This is a genomic window from Streptomyces sp. NPDC036984, from assembly GCF_055607665.1.
Genome location: NZ_JBVJRL010000015.1, coordinates 40,430 through 58,274, shown reverse-complemented (window position 1 = coordinate 58,274; position 17,845 = coordinate 40,430). Strand labels below are relative to the sequence as shown.

Sequence of the window (17,845 nt, the reverse complement as noted above, 5' to 3'; positions counted from 1 at the left end):
CTGGGTGCGGCCACGCCGACATCTCCCGGGGAGCCGCGCCGGCCGTCCGCGAAGACGGCCGACCGGGGCGGCCCGCCCGCCGGCCCCACGGATCAACCGCTGTCCGGGCCGGTCGTGCGCAGGGCCGCGTCCGCCTGGCGGATCCGCCACTCCTCCACGGTGTCCTGCTGCCGACGGGCCCGTTCCAGGAGGGTGTCGAGCCGGCCGGGATCGAGGCGCGCGTCGGCCGTGGCGAGCCGGCGCAGGGTGAGCCACCCGGCGGTCTTGCCCTCCACCGCCAGCCGCAGCGCCTCCAGCTCCAGGACCGTACTGAGCGGGGAACGCCGTATCAGGCGGCCGTTGGCCTTCATACGGGCCATCTTCTCGGCCGTCCAGCCCGCGCAGACCTTGGCGCGGCGCACCGGCACGTCCAGGTCGTGCATGATGCCGAGCAGTGCCGCCCGGTCCTCGCGGATCTCCGTGGCGACCGGCCCGAGGGCCCTGCCGAGCGCGGAACCACGGGCGGACCGGACCAGGTGCCCGATCCGCTCGGTGCCCGCGGTGGCACCGGCGAGGTGGTCGTTGAGGTAGATGCCGAGCAGCTTCATGTCGGCGCCGACCCTGCCCTCGGGCCGGGGTGTACGGGACCGGTTCATCGCGCGCCTCCTTCGTGGCCGCCGTGCGGTCCGTGGTCGTCGTCGGTGCGTGGGCGGGGTGCCTCCGGCGGGCCGTCGCGCGCCGCCCGGCCGCGGACCGGCCGCACCGGATGCGAGAGGCCCAGGCGTACCTTCGGCAGGCCGTCCGAGAAGTGCGCGAGCGGTGCGGTCGCGGCCGGCGGCAGCCCCACGGCCCGGGTGAGGGTCTCCTCGACGAGGTCGAGGCGGACCGTGCGCAGCGGCCAGGGCGCGTGCTCGACGGGCGTCTCCCAGAGCGCGCCCAGCTGCCGGGTGAAGGCCCGCCACCGCGAGGTCAGCCACACGTCCCGGCGGCTCGGCCGCACCGGTTCGCCCGGCCGGACGGCCAGGTGGTACGAGGGCCCGCCGCCCCGCCGGGCGCCGGTGTACCGCACCACGTCCCCGTGCCGCTCCACGTCCAGCCGGCCGAGGTGGTACGGCACCCCCACCGCGCGGGCCGCCAGCATCACCGGGCAGGCCACCTCGATGGACAGGAACCAGAGCCCGTCCCGGCCCTCCCGGTCCCGGACGTAGGTCCGCAGGTTCGTCTCCGGGAAGGAGCGCAGGGCGACGGGGGACCCGGGCGGGCGCACGTCGGCCATGACGAACGGGGTGAGGCTCACCCACGCCGCCCCGTCCCAGGTGTCCACGACCAGGCCCTCCGGCAGCAGGCGCTGGACCTGGTCGGGGGAGTACGCCCAGTGCACGAAGGTCTGGGTCAGCCAGCCGGCACACAGCGCGGGCACGTACACGCGCTGCTCCGGTCCGTACGAGACCACGCGCACCGACTCCCCAGGCGGCCGGTGCCGAAACCCGGGCCGGCCGCCCGGCCCGGGGCCGGCCGGCTCATGTGGCCCGGGTGCCGCCGCCGCGGCGGATCCGGCCCAGCAGGTCGCGGTGGTAGGCCGCGAGTTGCCCGGTGGGCACGGGGGCGGGGCTGCCGGCGAGCGTGTACCAGGTGTCGCTGCCGGAGTGCTGGACGGCGACGCGCACGCTGTGGCCGTCGGACCGGAGGATGGTCGCGACGGTGAGATCGCCGGTGATGATGCCGACCTCGTCGGTCAGCGCGCCGCCCGGGCCGGCGGTGACCCGGTCGACGTAACTGGTGATGCTGGGAGGGTTCCTCATGGGCGCAGGTTTCCATCAACCCCGGCCCGCGACCCCGCACCGCGCAGGTGTCGCCCGGGCGTGTCCCCACGTTGGCCGTGCGGCCCCGGCGGGGCCGGCCGCCGGGGCCGTTCAGACCCGGCTGGACGTCGCCGTGTCCGCCGACAGCCGCTGGGCGGCGTAGATCGGGATCACCGACAGCAGGACGAGCACGGCGGCCACGACGTTCACCACCGGCGCCTGCTGCGGCCGGGTCATGTTGTCGAAGATCCAGAGGGGGAGGGTCTGGATGCCGGGCCCCGCGGTGAACGTGGTGACCACGGTCTCGTCGAAGGACAGGGCGAAGGCGAGCAGGGCACCCGCCAGCAGCGCGGAGCGCACCAGCGGGAAGGTGACGTCCGTGAAGGCACGGAAGGGGGTGGCCCCGAGGTCCATGGCCGCCTCCTCGTAGGAGCCGGTCGTACGGCGCAGCCGGGCCACCACGTTGTTGAAGACCACGACGATGCAGAACGTGGCATGGCCCACGATCACGGTGAACAGCCCGAGGCCCACGCCGAGGGGCTCCAGGACCGTGCTGAAGGCCGAGTTGAGGGCGATGCCGGTGACGATGCCGGGGAGCGCGATCGGCAGCACCACGATGAAGGACACCGTGGCCCGGCCGAAGAAGCGGTGCCGGGCCACGGCGAACGCGATCGGCGTGCCCAGCACGAGCGCGATGGCCGTGGCGCCCAGCCCGGCCTTCACCGAGACCCACAGGGCCTCGCGCGCACCGGAGTTGTGCGCGGCCACCGACCACCAGTGCGTGGTGAGCCCCGGTGGCGGCCAGCTCGCACTGCGGTCGGGATTCAGGGAGTTGAGGAGGACGAGCAGGAGCGGGACGTAGATCACCGCGAAACCGAGTCCGGCACCGATGCGCAGGGTGGTCCGCGCGGCGCGGCTGAGATGCATGGCGCTCTTCTCCTACAGGCTGTTCAGGGCGCCCGTGCGGCGGATCGCCAGCAGGTACAGGACGATCACGGCCACGGGCACGGTGCCGAGCGCGGCGGCCATGGGCAGGTTGAGTTCGATGTTGGAGTACACCAGGTTGCCGATGAGCTGCGTCTTGCCGCCGACGATCTGCACGGTGATGTAGTCGCCGAGGCTCAGCGAGAACGTGAACACCGAGCCGGCCGCGACCGAGGGCAGCACCATGGGCAGCACCACGCAGCGGAAGGTCCGCCCGGCCCGCGCCCCGAGATCCGCCGAGGCGTCGAGCAGGTTCGCCGGGAGCTGTTCGAGTGCCGTGTGGATCGGCAGGATCATGTAGGGCAGCCAGAGGTACGTCAGGGTGAGGACGGTGGCCGGCAGGCCGAAGCCGGGGCCGTCCAGGCCGAGGGGCGTGAGTATCCAGTCGGCGAGGCCGCCCTGGGAGAGGATCAGCCGCCAGGCGTACACCTTGACCAGGTAACTCGCCCACAACGGGGTCAGGATCGCCACCACCAGCAGCGGACGCCGTCTCGGCCGGGCCACCCGGGCGGTGTAGAAGGCGACCGGAAAGGCGATCACCGCGCACAGCACGGTCACCGCGAGGGCCACCCCGACGCTGCGCAGGATCACCTGGCGGAAGACGGGTGTCGTGAACAGCTCGTGGAAGTTGTCCGTCGACCAGACCTTCACCACCTGGGATGTGAAGGAGTTCGTCGTCCAGAAGGCGGAGACGAACAGGACCGCCAGCGAGCCGAGATAGAGGACGGCGAGCCACAGCAGGGGAGCGGTGAGCAGCAGGGTCAGGCGCAGCCGGGGTCTGCGGTGCAGGGTTCCGGCGAGCCGCCGGACGGCGCCCCGTCCGGCGGCGGTCGGCACGTCGGTCGTCACGGTTCAGCCCTTGATCTCGGTCCAGGCCTGCACCCATGTGGCGTAGGGCACGCATGTCACGTCCTTGCGGCCGTCCAGGCACTGCTCGATGGGCGTGTTCCAGAAGGCGATCCGCTTCCAGTAGTTCTCGTCGGCCGCGTGGTAGACCGTGCAGAAGTTCTTGTCACTGGTCTCGGCGCACGCCTCGGAGTTGGCCGGGGCTTCGCCGAAGTACTCGGCGACCTGGGCGTTGACCTTGGGCGAGACGATCCAGTCGAGCCATTTGTAGGCGCAGTCGGGGTGCTTGGCCCTGGCGGAGACCATCCAGGTGTCGGACCAGCCGGTCGAACCCTCCTCGGGGACCAGTGCCTTCACCTTGGCGCCCTCGGACGAGGCGAGGTTGGCGATGACCTGCCAGGTGGTCCCGACGACCGAGTCGCCGCTCTTGAAGGCGGAGACCTCCTTCAGGTAGTCGCTCCAGTACTCGCCGACGTATCCGCTCTGCCGCTTCAGCAGCGACACGGCCGCGTCGAACTGCTTCTGGTCGAGCGCGTAGGGGTCCTTGATCTTCAACTCCGGTCTGACGGCCTTGAGATACAGGGCCGCGTCGGCGATGTAGATCGGCGAGTCGTACGCGGTGACGTGCCCCTTGTAGCGCGAGGCGTCGTCGAAGACGGCGGACCAGGAGGTCGGCGCGGGCTTCACCTTCGCGGTGTTGTACATCAGCAGGTTGGCGCCGCGGCCGTGCGGGATGCCGTACATCTGTCCCTTCACCGAGTTCCAGGCGCCGTTCTTCAGCCCGCTGAAGACGTCCTTGTAGTGGGGTACCAGGGCGGTGTTGACCGGGGCCGCGTCACCGGAGGCGATCAGGCGCAGGGAGGCGTCGCCGGAGGCGGACACGGCGTCGTACTCGCCCGTCTTCATCAGCTTGACCATCTCGTCCGAGCTGGCGGCGACCTTCGAGTGGACCTGACAGCCCGTCTGCTTCTCGAAGCCGGAGACCCAGTCGGCCTCCGGGTCGTTCGAGCCGTCCTCGACATAACCGGCCCAGGCGATCAGATTGACCTCGCCCTCCGTCGTGCCGAGCTTGGCCGGGGCCTTGAGGTCGGGCGGGTTGAGGCCGGTGGCGGACGAGTCGCCGGAGCCGGAGGAGCCGCAGGCGGCGGCGAGCAGCAGCGCGGCGGCCGCGGCGGCGGCCCGGGGGATGCGGTTGAGGCGCACGGCGTTCTCCAGGGGGACGTGGCGGTGGGGAGAGGTCAGGAGGGCAGCCGGACGGCGTGCCGGCGGTGCCACCGGAGGCGGACCCGGGTGCCGCGGTAGGCGGCGACGTCCTCGGAGGAGGTCTCCAGGTTCTGCTGGAGGGCGGTGAGCCGGCCGCCGCCGTCGAGATCGACCAGGAAGCGGGTGGCGTCGCCGAGGTAGACGACCTCGTTGACGGTGCCGGTGGCGGTGGCGTGCTCCGGCTCGTCCGCCTCGGCGGACTCCTTCAGGACGCGGATCTTCTCCGGGCGGATGTTGTACGTGCCCGGGGCGCCGGTGATCCGGTGGGCCGCCTCCCCTTCGAGCAGGTTCGAGGTACCGACGAAGGACGCGACGAAGGAGGTCGCCGGGCGCTCGTAGATCTCCGCGGGGGTGCCGACCTGGGCGATGCGGCCCTGGTCGAAGACGGCGATCCGGTCGCTCATCGTCAGGGCCTCCTCCTGGTCGTGCGTGACGAAGACGAAGGTGATGCCCACCTCCCGCTGGAGCGCCTTGAGTTCGACCTGCATCTGCTCGCGGAGTTTCAGGTCGAGGGCGCCGAGCGGTTCGTCCAGCAGCAGGACGCGGGGCCGGCCGACGAGCGCGCGGGCGAGCGCGACGCGCTGGCGCTGCCCGCCGGAGAGCTGGGCGGGCCGCCGCTGGCCGTAGCCGTCGAGGCGGACCTCGGCGAGCGCCTTGCGGGCGCGGACCAGGCGTTCCGCCTTCGGCACCTTGCGGATCCGCAGCCCGTAGGCGACGTTCTGCTCGACCGTCATGTGCGGGAAGAGGGCGTAGTCCTGGAAGACGGTGTGCACGTCCCGCTCGAACGGGGCGAGGCCGGTGACCTCCTGTCCGGCGAGTTCGATCCGGCCCTGGTCGGGGGCCTCGAAACCGGCGACGAGCCGCAGGACCGTGGTCTTGCCGGAGCCGGACGGGCCCAGCATCGAGAAGAACTCGCCGTCCCGGATCTCCAGGTCGACTCCGGCCACCGCGGTCGTCTCGCCGAACGACTTCCGCAGGCCGTGCAGCCGGACCGCAATTCCCTCCATACGGGAACCTTTCTGGCGCACTGTTCGTTGACCGTAAACATATGAAGTCATAGTTCAAAGCTCAAGGGCCCCTTAGGGTAAAGCTTGAGTCAACGCACGAGGTGGTGACCGTGAGGCAGCACGAGATCGACGGCGGCGCCCGCCGAGCCGTCTTCAGCCCGGTGGACAACCGGGCGCGCGTCGACGCGGTCGTCCGCCGCCTCGGCGACGCCATCGAGCTGGGCCTCCTCGCCGACGGCGAGCAACTGCCCGGCGAGAGCGAACTGGCCGGACGGCTCGGCGTCTCCACCGTCACCCTGCGCGAGGCGCTCATGGCCCTGCGGCAGCAGGGGCTGGTCACCACGCGCCGCGGCCGCGGCGGCGGCAGCTTCGTCTCACTGCCCGAGGTCCCCGCCGACGACCGGCTCAAGGCACGGCTGCGCGGCTGGAGTACCGAGGAGCTGCGCGACCTCGGCGACCACTGGGCCGCCCTGTCCGGCGCCGCCGCCCGGCTCGCCGCCCAGCGCACCGAACCGCAGGACCTGCACCCGCTCCGCCGGACCGCCGGGGAACTGGCGTCCGCCGAGGACGCAGCGGCGCGCAGCCGGCTGTACGGCCGCTTCCACGTCGAACTCGCCGCCGCCGCCCAGTCCGCCCGGCTCACCCGTGAACAGGTCGCCCTCCAGAGTGAGGTGGGCGCGCTGCTGTGCCTCGTCCTCGCCGAGGACGCATATCGTGAAGAAGTTGCGGACCGTCACCGCTCCGTCATCTCCGCCGTGCAAGATGGGGCGCACGAAACGGCCGGCACGCTGGCCGAGCGGTGCGTCAGGGAGTCGACGGCGCGGCTCGTCGCCGTACGCCTCACCCTCTGACCCGCACCGCGTCCGGTTCCCGTCCGCTGGAGGACACATGGGCGTCAGCGCCGGGCTCGCCACCGTCACCATGGACCCGGAGACGTGGGTGGCCGCGCAGGTGGGCGGCGCGCTGGAGGCGGTCTTCGAGACGGTGGCCGCCACCCGTGCCGACACCGCGGCCCTGCTGCACCGGGTGGCCGCCGAGGACCGCCGGCCCGCCAGCGCGGACCTCGCCGCCCTGCGCCCCGGACTGCATCTGCGGCTCACCCACGAGGAACTGGTCTCCGGCGCCGGCTTCGTCGCCGCTCCCAGTCTGCTGGTCGACGTGCCGGCCTGGCTGGAGTGGTGGCAGTCGGGCGCCGACGGCGTGATCCGCCCGCTGCTCCTCGATCTCGACCCCGGACACTCGGCCTACTCCGACTACACGCACTGGGACTGGTACACGCTGCCCCGCGACACCGGCCGCCGGGCGGTGGCCGGACCGTACGTGGACTACCTCTGCTCCGACGAGTACAGCCTCACCCTGTCCGAACCGGTTCGCATCCAGGGGCGGTTCGCCGGAGTGGCCGCCGCCGATGTGTACCTGCGGCACTTCGAGGCAGCCGTCCTCCCGCTGCTGCGGCGGCTGTCCCGGCGCGCGCACCTGGTCAACGCCCGCGGCCGGGTCGCCGCCTCCGCCGACCCCGCCCACCTGGCCGGCTCCCTCACCAAGGGCCCCGACTTCGGTGAACTGCTCAGCGAGGGGCGGCCCGGCGCGTACGACGGCCTGCGGCTGGTGCCGTGCCGGGGCGTCCCCCTGGTGCTCGTCCTGTCCTGAGACCACCGCGAAATCCCGTTGCGGCAGGTGCCTTCGGCCTTGATCCTCCTCGCATGAGCATTCCGCACCACGTGATCGAGCTGGACGACCTGACCCTGCGGCGCTTCGCCGGCGAGTCCGACCTCCCGGAGTTCTTCCGGGTCATCGAGGAGTCGCTGGACCATCTGCGCCCGTGGCTGTCCTGGGTCCCGCTGCACAGCCTGGACAGGACCGTCGACTTCCTGGCCGGCCGGGACGAACACTGGGAGTCCGGGGACCAGTTGTCGTACGCGATCGTGTGGAACGGCGCGATCGTCGGTGCGTCCGGGCTGTTCCGGCACCCGGGCACACCCGACGGCGTCCGTGAGATCGGCTACTGGCTGCACCCCGCCGCCACCGGCCACGGCCTGGCCACCCGCACCGCCCACGCCCTGGCGCTGGAAGCCTTCCGGCTGCCCGGCACCGAGTACGTCGAGATCGCCCACGACACCGCCAACCGGGCCAGCGCGGTCGTCCCCGCCCGGCTCGGCTTCACCCCGCACCGCCGCGGCCCGGCCCCACGCCTGGCCCCCGCCGAGGCCGGCGAGCGCCAGACATGGCGCCTCACGCGCGAGCAGGCCGAGGCACTGAAGACCGCCCAGATGATCGATGCCGAGGCATAGGTGCGGCTGCGGGGTCCGATGAGCAGATACTGATGAGGAGCACCACCAGTGACCAGCGACAATCGCATAGGGCCGCCCAGCTTTGGCAGCGAACGCGACATGCTGCGGGCTTTTCTCGACTACCACCGCGCAACCCTCGCCATGAAGTGCGAAGGGCTCACCGACGAGGAGCTGCGACAGCGGTCGATGCCGCCGTCCACGCTTTCGCTGCTCGGTCTGGTGCGGCACATGGCGGAGGTGGAGCGTGCGTGGTTCCGTCGAGTGTTCGAGGACAACGACGCACCCATGGTCTGGTCCGACGAGATCGACTTCCAGGCGGCGTACGACGCGAGCGCGTCGACCAGGGACGAGGCGTTCGCGGCCTGGGATGCCGAGGTGGCGAGCTCGCGCCGTATCGAGCAGGAGGCTGAGTCCCTGGACCAGGCCGGGTATCAGCCACGATGGGGCGAGGAGGTGTCGCTGCGGATGGTGATGCTGCACGTGCTTCTGGAGTACGGCCGCCACAACGGGCACGCCGACTTTCTGCGTGAAGGTGTCGACGGGACCGTGGGCGCCTGAGTCCGCAGCGGCCATCGACCTCCACATGCCGAACCGTTCCGCAGAATCGCCCTGCCCCGGCAGCCCGGCCACACAAGCGGTTGCGCAAGGCGGCCGAGCTGATCCGGCGCCTCACTCGCGCGCTGTCCCGCGACACCACGCCTGGGACCGACGACGTGGGGCGGACTCCGTGGCCTGCTCTCCCGCTCCTTCCGGCTGCCGTCCCCGCGCACAAGCGCGACCCCGGGCCACCTGTGAGGTGGCCCGGGGCTCGGTGTCCGGGTGTCGCACGGGGGGCGGGATGCCCGGCCCTCCGGGGGTGTCAGGCCGCGAGGCGCTCCGCGAGCTGGCGGGCCCTGGCGGCCGCGGCCTCGAAGGCGCGGTCGCGGGAGGCCTCGTACAGCGGGACCAGCTCGGCCATCGCCGGGTTCTTCGACGCCATGGTCAGCTCCGGGACGATGAACTCCAGGTCCAGGCCCATGGCGTCGGCGAGGACGGCCTTGAGGTAGTTCTGCACGTACTCGTAGGGCTCGCGCGGGGTGCCCGGCGCGTAGGAGCCGCCCCGGCTGGCGATGACGGTCACCGGGGTGCCCTTGGCGGACGGGGTCTCGCCCGCGGTGCGGCCCATGAGGATCACGTTGTCGAGCCAGGCCTTGAGGGTCGACGGGATCGTGTAGTTGTACATCGGGGCGCCGATCAGGATCGCGTCGGCCTGCTCCAGCTCCTCGATGAGCTTGACCCGCTCGGCGAAGACGGCGGCCTGCTCCGGCGTGTGGACCTCCGCGGGGACGAAGCCCGCGAGGTGCGCGTCCGCGGTGATGTGCGGAACGGGCTGCGCCGCCAGGTCGCGGTAGATGACCGTGCCCTGCGGGTGCTGCTCCTCCCAGTGCTTGCGGAACGCCTCCGTGACGGCACGGGAGGCCGACGCCTCGGTCGGGAACACGGACGAATCGATGTGCAGCAGGGTGGCCATGGGTTCTCTCCAGAAAAAGGGGCTGAGCAGCCGCACGCCGCAGCGCTCAGGCTGACGTTCCGTACTGGACTATTTTTAACACATGGACTTACTTTTTTTCAGCCCCCTACGGGGAAGTAGTACCCTGAGGTCATGGCGGAGCAGAACCACGACAGCGCGGCGTGCAAGAGGGTGGACGACGGCATCACCCGTGTCTTCCAGCTGCTCGGCAAGCGCTGGAGCGGCCAGATCGTGGCCGTCCTCGTGGAGCAGCCCGCGTACTTCGCCGATCTCCGGCGGGCCGTCCCCGGCATCAGCGAACGCATGCTGTCCGACCGGCTCGCCGAACTCGGCGCGGCCGGCCTGGTCCTGCGCGAGGTCGACGAAGGCCCCCCACTGCGCGTCTCCTACCGCCTGACCGAGGCCGGCGCGGCCCTGGAGCCCGCGCTCCGCGAACTCGCCGAGTGGGCGAAGGCCCACCTCCCGGAGGCATCGGCGTTCCCCGAGACCTCCCTGGAGCGGCCCGCCCGCGAGCCGGCCTGACGGGCGGCGGACGCCCGGGGGCTGTCCCCCCTGCCGGTGCACCGGCTCGCCGGATGGTGGGCGGGTCCGGCCGTCGGACACGGTGGTGGTCCGCGACCCGTACCGGGAGGACTCCATCGTGCGCATCGTCACGGCCACCGTCGCCGCCTTGACCATCGCCGCCACAGCCGTACCCGCCGCATCCGCCGCGCCACCGGGTCCGCCGGCCACCGACGGGGTGTGGCGGACCGACGGCTACGGCACCCTGCTCGTCCTCGGCGGCGGAACCCTGCGCGAGTACCAGACCACGTCCGTCAGCTGCATCGAGGGCGACTCCGCACGCCAGACCGGCGCCGGCCGGTACCGCACGCCGGACGGCACCCTCCTCACCGTACGGACCGCGCACGACCGGAAGCACGCCCGGCTCTCCGCCGACAGCTCCGTCGGCCACCGGAAACTGACCCGCGTCCCGGCCCTGCCCGCCGACTGCACACGGACGCCGTCCACCGATCCGCGCGCCGGTTTCGACGTGCTCTGGCACACCTTCGAGGAGAACTATCCCTTCTTCGCCCAGAAGGGCGTCGACTGGCACGCCGTCCGCGACCGCTACCGGCCCCAGGTGCACCGCGACACCACCCGGGCCGAACTCTTCGACATCTTCAGCCGCATGCTGCGGCCCCTGTACGACGCCCATGTGGCGGTCAGGGACGGCGACCGTGTCTTCGCCGAGGTACGGCCCGGCACCGAGCAGCCCAGCGAGGAACTCGACGCCAAGGTCAAGCGATTCGTCGTGGCCCGCGACCTCAAGGGCGCCGTCCACCGCCAGGACTTCGGGGCGGGGCGGATCACCTACGCCGACCTGCGCGGCGACCTCGGCTACCTGCGGATCTCCGGCTTCGGCGGCTACGCCGGCGACGACGCGCCGCACACCGCGGAGCAGGCGGAACTCGACCGGGCGCTCGACACCGTGCTGACCCCGGGCCGCACCCGGAGCCTGCGGGGGCTGATCATCGACCTGCGGGTGAACGGCGGCGGATCCGACGCCCTCGGCATCCGGATCGCCGCACGGCTGACCGACACCCCGTACACGGCGTACGCCAAACGCGCGCGCAACAACCCGGCCGACCCCGCCCGCCACACCCGGCCCGAACCCGTGCCCGTCGTCCCCGCCGCCGCGCCGCGGTACACCGGCCCGGTCGCCGTCCTCACCGGCGGATCGACGGTCAGCGCCGGCGAGACCTTCACCCAGGCCCTGCTCGACCGGCCCGGCCGGACCGTACGGATCGGGCAGCCCACCCAGGGCGTCTTCTCGGACGTGATGGTGCGCAACCTCCCCGACGGCATGCTCTTCGCCCTGCCGAACGAGGAGTTCCTGACCCGCACCGGCCGCACCTTCGACGGCACCGGCATCCCGCCGCAGGTGACCGAGCCGGTCTTCACCGACGAGGAGTTCGCGAAGAACCGCGACTCGGCGTTCGACCGCGCGGTGACCCTCCTGCGGCCGCGCGGCTGATCCCGGTCAGTCGACCGGCCAGGTGTGCACCGGCGCGTTGAGGTGCATGTAGTCGATGTACACCTGGGTCATCCGGCGCAGCGCCTCGTGCCGGCCGGCGCGCGTGGTGGCGGCGATGTGATGGACCATCTCCTTCTGCCACACGGCTCCGTTGCGTGCCGTCACACAGCGCTGCTCGATGATGCCGAGCAGCGGCTCCCGCCACGCCTCGTCCATGCCGGAGCGCTCCAGGCCGCGGTGCGCGAGCGGCAGCAGCCGCCGCAGGACCAGCTCCGGCACCGGCACCTCGCCCATCCCGGGCCAGTACAGCAGCGCATCGATGCCGTGCCGGGCGGCGGCGTGCAGGTTGTCCTCGGCGGCCGAGAACGACATCCGCGACCACACCGGCCGGTCCTCCTCCACCAGGGCCCGGGTGAGCCCGTAGTAGAAGGCGCCGTTGGCCAGGGTGTCGGCGACCGTCGGGCCGGCCGGCAGTACCCGGTTCTCCACCCGGATGTGCGGCCGGTCCTGGGCGACGGCGTACACCGGCCGGTTCCAGCGGTAGATCGTGCCGTTGTGCAGGGTGAGTTCGGACAGCTCGGGGATGTCGCCGCGGTCCAGCGTCTCGGCCGGGTCCTGCTCGTCGCAGAGCGGGAGGAGGGCCGGGAAGTAGCGCAGGTTCTCCTCGAAGAGGTCGAAGACGCTGGTGATCCACCGTTCCCCGAACCACACCCGGGGCCGCACCCCCTGCACCTTGATCTCCTCCGGCCGGGTGTCAGTGGCCTGCTCGAACAGCGGGATCCGGGTCTCGTGCCACAGCTCCTTGCCGAACAGGAACGGGGAGTTGGCCGCGAGCGCGACCTGCACCCCGGCGATCGCCTGCGCCGCGTTCCAGTAGCCGGCGAACTCCTCCGGCGACACCTGGAGATGGAACTGCGTGCTGGTGCACGCGGCCTCCGGGGTGATGGTGTCCGCGTAGGTCCGCAGCCGGTCGGCTCCGTCGATCTCGATGCGCAGATCCTCGCCGCGGGCCGCGAAGATCTGATCGTTGAGAAGGTGGTAGCGCGGGTTTTCCGACAGGGCGCCCCCGTCGATGTGCTCCTGCCGCAGCGTGGGCAGGATCCCGACCACGATCAGCCGGGTGCCGACCGACCGGGCCCGCTCGTCGGCGTGGTTCAGCGCCGCCCTGATCTCCGACTCCCAGGCGTCCGGACCGCCCGCGATCAGCCGCCGGGGCGGAACGTTGATCTCCAGGTTGAACCGGCCCAGTTCGGTGGACCAGGCGGGGTCGGAGATCGCCTCCAGCACATCGGTGTTGCGCATCGCCGGCTCGGCGGTGTCGTCCACCAGGTTCAGTTCTATCTCCAGGCCGACCTGCGGCCGCTCCGCCTCGAACCGCGCCTCGCGCAGCATCTGCGCGAACGTGTCCAGGCACTGCTGCATCTTGATCCGGTACCGGCGGCGGTCCTCGCGGGTGAAGACGAGCGCCGGGACATCGCGCCCCATCGGCCCTCCAGGGTCCCCTCGTCGGACACCTTTCCCTCCAGCGTCGCACCAGCGCGCGACCCGCACCAAGCCGGCCGCCGCCCCGCCCGCCGGGGCTCGCGCGCCGAGGGCCCGTACACCGGGGGGCTCGCGCGCCGAGGACCCGTACACCGGGGGCCCGCGCGCCGGGGACTCGTACACCGGGGACTTACACCGGGACCCGTAGACCGGGGGCCTGTGCGCCGGGCTCCCGCGCGCCGGGGGCCCGCCGGCGCTCGGGCTCCGCCCGCCGGCCCGTGGGGCAAGACGGGCCCCATGACCATGTCCCGCGGCGCCCGCCGGCCCACCATCGCCGATGTCGCCGAGGCCGCGTCGGTGTCCCGGACGACGGTGTCCCACGCCCTCAACGGCATGGGCAAGGTGGATCCGCGCACCCGCGAGCGCATCAAGAAGATCAACGCCGAACTGGGTTACCGGCCCAACCTGTGCGCCCAGCGGCTGCGCCGCGGCGAGGCCAGGGCCATCGCGCCGGCCTCCTCGATGCCCTTGGCGGTGGCACGACCGAGCCGGCCGACCGCGGGGCGGGTCCGGCGCGGTCGGTTGAGGGGTCGGCCGCGGCGGAGAGAGGCGGTGCGCTGAGTCGCAGCGGTCAGGTGGGGTGGTGAGTCGCGGCGGTGGGGGGTGCGGGTGGATGGGGTGGTGAGGTGGGGGTGGATGCGTCGTGAGGTGGGGCGGTGCGGGTGGGTGGCGCGGTCAGGCGGTGCGGTCGGCGTTCTTGCGGGCCACGCCGCCGTAGAAGCCGATCTGTTCGGACCGGGGCGGGGGCGGGGTGTCCGGACGCCAGAACGGGGCCTGGGCCAGGCCCGGTTCGTCCAGGTCGAAGCCGTCGAAGAACCGCTCCACCTCGGCGCGAGTGCGCAGGTTCAGGGAAGCGGTCGCGTTGGTGTAGACGGCCTGGGCGGCGGTGCGGTCGGCGAAGTCGCCGGTGGCGTGCGAGAGCACCAGGAAGCTGCCGGCCGGGAGCGCGTCGCGCAGGGTGGCGACGATGTCGGCGGGCCGGTCCGCCTCGGTGAGGAAGTGCAGGATGGCGACCAGGAGCACGGCGACCGGCTGGTCGAAGTCGATGAGGTGGCGGACGTCGGGGTGCTCCAGCACGGACCGCGGGTCCCGCAGATCGCCGAGGATGATGCGGGTCGTACCGGACCGGCTGAGCAGGGCGTTGCCGTGCGCGGCGACGATCGGGTCGTTGTCGACGTAGGCCACGCGCACGTCCGGCGCCACCGCCTGGGCGATCTCGTGCACGTTCGGCGAGGTGGGCAGGCCGGTGCCGATGTCCAGGATCTGGCGGACCCCGCTGCCTACGACGTACCGGACGGCGCGTTGCAGGAAGGCCCGGTTCGCCCGTACGCCGATCCGCGCCTCGGGTGCCGCGGCGACGAGTTCGTCACCCGCCCGCTGGTCCACCTCGTAGTGGTCCTTGCCGCCCAGGAGGTAGTCGTAGATCCGCGCGGGATGCGGCCTGCTGGTGTCGATGGTCACGGCCTCGAAGCCGTCCTTTGTCACGCTGAGCTCCTCTCCATGGCCGCTACGGCCTCGGTCCGTACCCGGCCGGGCACAGCTTCCCATATCAACTTCCGGCCCTGTGTGGGGAGTTCCCGCAGGCGGCCGGCCTCGCGGCACGATCACGCGGGCAGGTGGACGCATGCCGGGCCGGCGGGGCCGCGGGCGGGACCCCGCTGCCGTCTCACCCGGCCGGACCTCTCCGTGTGGCCCGGCCGCGCCCGGCGTCGGAGGGTCTGAAGAGGATCGGTGGTTCGGGCACGTCCGTCGCGGCGGTGCCCCCCTAGACCGGCCCACCGCCTCGGCAGACGCGCGGCGGAGGGCCGACCGGCAGGGACGGGGAACGGTGAATCCATGCGCTCGGGCCGTTCCCCGCCCCGTCGGCCACCGGCCGGCCGCGCGGTACGGCCGGGTGAACGCACCGGCGCTCGTCGCCTCCCTCTCCCGCGGTCGCGGGCGGACGGCCGTGCCCTCACGCTTGCCGTTGGAAACCGATCGGTTTACGGTGGTGGGAAACCGATCGGTTTCCTCTTTGGGAGATGGACATGACGTCGATCAAGAACTCCGTCGCGCTGGTCACCGGCGGCAGCCGTGGCCTCGGCAAAGCGCTGGTGGAGGAGCTGTACACGCGCGGTGCCGCCAAGGTGTACGCCACGGCCCGCGATCCGCGCAGCGTCACGCATCCCGACGCCGTACCGCTCGCGCTGGAGGTCACCGACCCCCGGTCCGTCGATGCCGCGGCGGCGCAGGCCCAGGACGTCACCGTCCTGATCAACAACGCCGGCATCTCGCTCGGCGCGCACTCCCTGCTCACCGCGCCGCTCGACGACGTGCGCCGGGAGTTCGAGACCAACTTCTATGGGCCGCTGCTGGTCACCCGGGCCTTCGCGCCGGTCATCGAGCGCAACGGCGGCGGACACCTCCTCAACGTCCACTCCGTGCTCTCCTGGATCGGTGTCGCCGGTTCCTACAGCGCCACCAAGGCCGCCCTGTGGTCCCAGACCAACTCGCTGCGGCTGGAGCTGAGTCCCCGGGGTATCGGGGTCACCGGACTGCACGTCGGCTACATCGACACCGACATGGCCGCGCATGTGGACGTCCCCAAGTCCACGCCGCGGGGCGTCGCCGCGCTCGCGCTCGACGGCGTCGAGACCGGGGCGTTCGAGGTGCTGGCCGACGACATCAGCCGACAGGTCAAGGCGGGGCTCTCCGGAGACTTGGCCGCGCTGTATCAGCAACTGGCGGCCTGACCCCGGATTGCCCGGGCCGCCTTGGCCGCCTGGGCCGCTTGGGCCACCCGGGCCGCCGGCTGTTCGTGGAGCCTGGCCACCGGAAAACCGCATGCGCCGCGGCGGCCGCCCCCATTACCCTGACCGCATGTCTACGCCCCGAATCTCCTAGCTGAGGACCCGCTTCCGCGTCAGAAGTGTGTCCTCTTGCTTTTTCGGAGCGTTTTCCAGTGATCACCGTTCGTGACGCCGAGCTGCGCGCCGGCGCCCGTCTCCTGCTGTCCGGCATCTCCTTCACCGTCTCGCCCGGCGACCGGATCGGACTCGTCGGCCGCAACGGCGCCGGCAAGACCACCCTCATGACCGCTCTCGCGGGGCGAGTGCGGCCCGCAGCCGGCGTCGTCACGCACACCGGCCCGGTCGGCTTCCTGGCCCAGGACTCCCGCACCGCCGACCCGTCCCTTACCGTCACCGACCGGATCCTTTCCGCCCGCGGGCTCGACAGCGCGCTGCGCGCTCTGCGGAAGGCCGAGACGGCGATGGCCGGTGCCGTCGGCGCGGCGGCGCTGGAGCGGGCCATGCACGCCTATGCCCGTGCCGAGGCCGCCTTCCAGGCCGGTGGCGGATACGCCGCCGAGGCCGAGGCGGCCCGGGTCGCGGCCGGACTCGGCCTGCCCGAACGGGTGATGGGTGAGCCGGTCGGAGCGCTGTCCGGAGGGCAGAAGCGGCGCGTGGAACTCGCCCGCATCCTGTTCGCCGGAACCGACCGCACCCTGCTGCTGGACGAGCCGACCAACCACCTCGACGCCGACTCCCTCGCCTGGCTGCGCACGTTCCTCCAGGCCCACCAGGGCGGTCTGGTGGTGATCAGCCACGACACGGCTCTGCTCGCCGACGTCGTCAACCGCGTCTTCCACCTGGATGCCACCCGGGCGACGATCGACATCCACAACACGGGCTGGCAGATGTATCTGAGCCGGCGGGACGCGGACGAGCGGCGCCGCACCCGGGAGCGGGCGAGCGCCGAACGCAAGGCCGCCGCCCTGCACGCCCAGGCCGACCGGATGAAGGCCCGCTCCGCCACCGCGACCATGGCGCGGAGCATGGCCCGGCGCGCCGACCGGATGCTGGCCGAGCTGGATCCGGCCCGGCGCACCGAGAAGACCGCGCGGATCCGGCTGCCCGAGCCGGCGCCGTGCGGACGGACTCCGCTCGGCGCGATCAGCCTCGCCAAGTCCTACGGCGGCCACCGGGTCCTCGACGGCGTGGACCTGGCGGTGGACCGGGGCAGCCGGCTGGTCGTGCTGGGCCTCAACGGCACCGGCAAGACCACGCTGCTGCGCGTCCTCGCCGGCGCCGAGCGGCCCGACAGCGGGCGGGTGGTGCGCGGACACGGGCTGCGCCTGGGCTACTTCGCGCAGGAGCACGACACGCTCGACCTCGCGCGCACGGTGCTGGAGAACCTCTCCCTGGCCGCACCCCAGCTGAGCGCGGGGGAGGCTCGGCGCGTCCTCGGCGCCTTCCTGTTCGGCGGCGACGACGCCGACAAGCCCGCCGGCGTGCTGTCCGGTGGGGAGAAGACCCGGCTGGCGCTGGCCGGCCTGGTCCACTCCGGGGCGAACGTGCTGCTGCTGGACGAGCCGACCAACAACCTCGATCCTGCCTCCCGCGACGAGGTGCTGGCCGCGGTCGGCTCGTACCCCGGCGCGATCGTGATGGTCACGCACGACGAGGGTGCCATCGACGCCCTGCGCCCGGACCGGGTTCTGCTCCTGCCGGACGCGGACGAGGACCTGTGGAACGAGGACTACCGCGCTCTGGTCGCCCTCGCCTGACGCCGGGTTCCGCCCGGGCCGGGCCTCCGTGCCGGGGGCCGGTCCGGGCGGCCGGACGGGC

General features: G+C 72.4%; 18 protein-coding genes and 2 pseudogenes. 10 read left to right on the top strand and 10 right to left on the bottom strand.

The features are described from left to right. Positions 1–92: 92 nt before the first annotated feature. The 7 genes from ACZ7DL_RS25605 to ACZ7DL_RS25575 form a co-directional block, all read right to left on the bottom strand. Positions 93–635 (bottom strand): hypothetical protein, encoded by a 543-nt coding sequence (locus tag ACZ7DL_RS25605; protein WP_470777384.1) that lies wholly within the window; start codon positions 633–635, stop codon positions 93–95. Next, positions 632–1,432 carry a YqjF family protein gene (locus ACZ7DL_RS25600; protein WP_470777382.1) on the bottom strand — a complete coding sequence of 267 codons (801 nt, stop codon included), beginning with the start codon at positions 1,430–1,432 and terminating at the stop codon, positions 632–634. The genes ACZ7DL_RS25605 and ACZ7DL_RS25600 overlap by 4 nt, the downstream gene beginning before the upstream one ends. Positions 1,433–1,499: 67 nt before the next feature. Then, on the bottom strand, positions 1,500–1,781 hold the full coding sequence (locus ACZ7DL_RS25595; protein ID WP_470777380.1) for a hypothetical protein: 282 nt from the start codon (positions 1,779–1,781) through the stop codon (positions 1,500–1,502). 111 nt (positions 1,782–1,892) lie between these two features. Further along, positions 1,893–2,708 (bottom strand): ABC transporter permease, encoded by an 816-nt coding sequence (locus ACZ7DL_RS25590; RefSeq protein ID WP_470777378.1) that lies wholly within the window; start codon positions 2,706–2,708, stop codon positions 1,893–1,895. A 12-nt stretch (positions 2,709–2,720) separates the two neighbouring features. Continuing rightward, entirely contained in the window at positions 2,721–3,614 is an 894-nt protein-coding gene (locus tag ACZ7DL_RS25585; RefSeq protein ID WP_470777376.1) for an ABC transporter permease, read from the bottom strand. 3 nt (positions 3,615–3,617) lie between these two features. Beyond that, the gene (locus ACZ7DL_RS25580) at positions 3,618–4,814 is read right to left on the bottom strand and encodes an ABC transporter substrate-binding protein (protein WP_470777375.1); all 1,197 of its coding nucleotides are present in this window, start codon (positions 4,812–4,814) and stop codon (positions 3,618–3,620) included. 35 nt (positions 4,815–4,849) lie between these two features. Continuing rightward, positions 4,850–5,881 carry an ABC transporter ATP-binding protein gene (locus tag ACZ7DL_RS25575; RefSeq protein WP_470777373.1) on the bottom strand — a complete coding sequence of 344 codons (1,032 nt, stop codon included), beginning with the start codon at positions 5,879–5,881 and terminating at the stop codon, positions 4,850–4,852. Positions 5,882–5,991: 110 nt separating this feature from the next. Between ACZ7DL_RS25575 and ACZ7DL_RS25570 the strand changes: the two genes are divergently transcribed. The 5 genes and pseudogenes from ACZ7DL_RS25570 to ACZ7DL_RS25550 form a co-directional block, all read left to right on the top strand. Then, the gene (locus ACZ7DL_RS25570; RefSeq protein WP_470777371.1) at positions 5,992–6,732 is read left to right on the top strand and encodes a FadR/GntR family transcriptional regulator; all 741 of its coding nucleotides are present in this window, start codon (positions 5,992–5,994) and stop codon (positions 6,730–6,732) included. A gap of 37 nt (positions 6,733–6,769) precedes the next feature. Continuing rightward, positions 6,770–7,531, top strand: a complete 762-nt coding sequence (locus ACZ7DL_RS25565; RefSeq protein WP_470777369.1) for a PDC sensor domain-containing protein — start codon at positions 6,770–6,772, stop codon at positions 7,529–7,531. A 53-nt stretch (positions 7,532–7,584) separates the two neighbouring features. Then, the gene (locus ACZ7DL_RS25560; protein WP_470777368.1) at positions 7,585–8,172 is read left to right on the top strand and encodes a GNAT family N-acetyltransferase; all 588 of its coding nucleotides are present in this window, start codon (positions 7,585–7,587) and stop codon (positions 8,170–8,172) included. A gap of 48 nt (positions 8,173–8,220) precedes the next feature. Then, on the top strand, positions 8,221–8,730 hold the full coding sequence (locus tag ACZ7DL_RS25555) for a DinB family protein (RefSeq protein ID WP_470777367.1): 510 nt from the start codon (positions 8,221–8,223) through the stop codon (positions 8,728–8,730). A 51-nt stretch (positions 8,731–8,781) separates the two neighbouring features. Next, positions 8,782–8,888: pseudogene (locus ACZ7DL_RS25550) on the top strand (IS982 family transposase); the annotation flags it as partial. Positions 8,889–9,031: 143 nt separating this feature from the next. On the opposite strand, the gene ACZ7DL_RS25545 reads toward ACZ7DL_RS25550, so the two are convergent. After that, positions 9,032–9,682 (bottom strand): FMN-dependent NADH-azoreductase, encoded by a 651-nt coding sequence (locus ACZ7DL_RS25545; RefSeq protein WP_470777366.1) that lies wholly within the window; start codon positions 9,680–9,682, stop codon positions 9,032–9,034. 132 nt (positions 9,683–9,814) lie between these two features. On the opposite strand from ACZ7DL_RS25545, the gene ACZ7DL_RS25540 reads away from it, so the two are divergent. Together ACZ7DL_RS25540 and ACZ7DL_RS25535 are read left to right on the top strand one after the other, a co-directional pair. Then, positions 9,815–10,204, top strand: coding sequence for a winged helix-turn-helix transcriptional regulator (locus ACZ7DL_RS25540; protein WP_470777364.1), 390 nt, complete (start codon positions 9,815–9,817; stop codon positions 10,202–10,204). A gap of 118 nt (positions 10,205–10,322) precedes the next feature. Next, entirely contained in the window at positions 10,323–11,696 is a 1,374-nt protein-coding gene (locus tag ACZ7DL_RS25535) for a S41 family peptidase (RefSeq protein ID WP_470777362.1), read from the top strand. A 6-nt stretch (positions 11,697–11,702) separates the two neighbouring features. On the opposite strand, the gene ACZ7DL_RS25530 is transcribed toward ACZ7DL_RS25535, so the two are convergent. Then, positions 11,703–13,181 carry a glutamate-cysteine ligase family protein gene (locus ACZ7DL_RS25530; RefSeq protein ID WP_470777361.1) on the bottom strand — a complete coding sequence of 493 codons (1,479 nt, stop codon included), beginning with the start codon at positions 13,179–13,181 and terminating at the stop codon, positions 11,703–11,705. 294 nt (positions 13,182–13,475) lie between these two features. On the opposite strand from ACZ7DL_RS25530, the pseudogene ACZ7DL_RS25525 reads away from it, so the two are divergent. Further along, positions 13,476–13,730: pseudogene (locus tag ACZ7DL_RS25525) on the top strand (LacI family DNA-binding transcriptional regulator); the annotation flags it as partial. Between the two features lie 183 nt (positions 13,731–13,913). Here ACZ7DL_RS25525 and ACZ7DL_RS25520 read toward each other — a convergent pair. Further along, positions 13,914–14,723: an SAM-dependent methyltransferase gene (locus ACZ7DL_RS25520; protein ID WP_470777359.1), complete on the bottom strand. Its 810-nt coding sequence runs from the start codon at positions 14,721–14,723 to the stop codon at positions 13,914–13,916. 542 nt (positions 14,724–15,265) lie between these two features. On the opposite strand from ACZ7DL_RS25520, the gene ACZ7DL_RS25515 reads away from it, so the two are divergent. Both ACZ7DL_RS25515 and ACZ7DL_RS25510 read left to right on the top strand, forming a co-directional pair. Continuing rightward, positions 15,266–15,970 carry an SDR family oxidoreductase gene (locus ACZ7DL_RS25515; protein ID WP_470777357.1) on the top strand — a complete coding sequence of 235 codons (705 nt, stop codon included), beginning with the start codon at positions 15,266–15,268 and terminating at the stop codon, positions 15,968–15,970. A 209-nt stretch (positions 15,971–16,179) separates the two neighbouring features. Beyond that, the gene (locus ACZ7DL_RS25510) at positions 16,180–17,784 is read left to right on the top strand and encodes an ABC-F family ATP-binding cassette domain-containing protein (RefSeq protein ID WP_470777355.1); all 1,605 of its coding nucleotides are present in this window, start codon (positions 16,180–16,182) and stop codon (positions 17,782–17,784) included. Positions 17,785–17,845 lie beyond the last annotated feature (61 nt).

What these genes read in the sequence shown, in the direction of transcription:
- ACZ7DL_RS25605 (WP_470777384.1), bottom strand. Translation starts at nt 635, where the DNA reads ATGAACCGGTCCCGTACACCCCGGCCCGAGGGCAGGGTCGGCGCCGAC.
- ACZ7DL_RS25595 (WP_470777380.1), bottom strand. Translation starts at nt 1,781, where the DNA reads ATGAGGAACCCTCCCAGCATCACCAGTTACGTCGACCGGGTCACCGCC.
- ACZ7DL_RS25590 (WP_470777378.1), bottom strand. Translation starts at nt 2,708, where the DNA reads ATGCATCTCAGCCGCGCCGCGCGGACCACCCTGCGCATCGGTGCCGGA.
- ACZ7DL_RS25575 (WP_470777373.1), bottom strand. Translation starts at nt 5,881, where the DNA reads ATGGAGGGAATTGCGGTCCGGCTGCACGGCCTGCGGAAGTCGTTCGGC.
- ACZ7DL_RS25565 (WP_470777369.1), top strand. Translation starts at nt 6,770, where the DNA reads ATGGGCGTCAGCGCCGGGCTCGCCACCGTCACCATGGACCCGGAGACG.
- ACZ7DL_RS25560 (WP_470777368.1), top strand. Translation starts at nt 7,585, where the DNA reads ATGAGCATTCCGCACCACGTGATCGAGCTGGACGACCTGACCCTGCGG.
- ACZ7DL_RS25545 (WP_470777366.1), bottom strand. Translation starts at nt 9,682, where the DNA reads ATGGCCACCCTGCTGCACATCGATTCGTCCGTGTTCCCGACCGAGGCG.
- ACZ7DL_RS25540 (WP_470777364.1), top strand. Translation starts at nt 9,815, where the DNA reads ATGGCGGAGCAGAACCACGACAGCGCGGCGTGCAAGAGGGTGGACGAC.
- ACZ7DL_RS25530 (WP_470777361.1), bottom strand. Translation starts at nt 13,181, where the DNA reads ATGGGGCGCGATGTCCCGGCGCTCGTCTTCACCCGCGAGGACCGCCGC.
- ACZ7DL_RS25515 (WP_470777357.1), top strand. Translation starts at nt 15,266, where the DNA reads ATGACGTCGATCAAGAACTCCGTCGCGCTGGTCACCGGCGGCAGCCGT.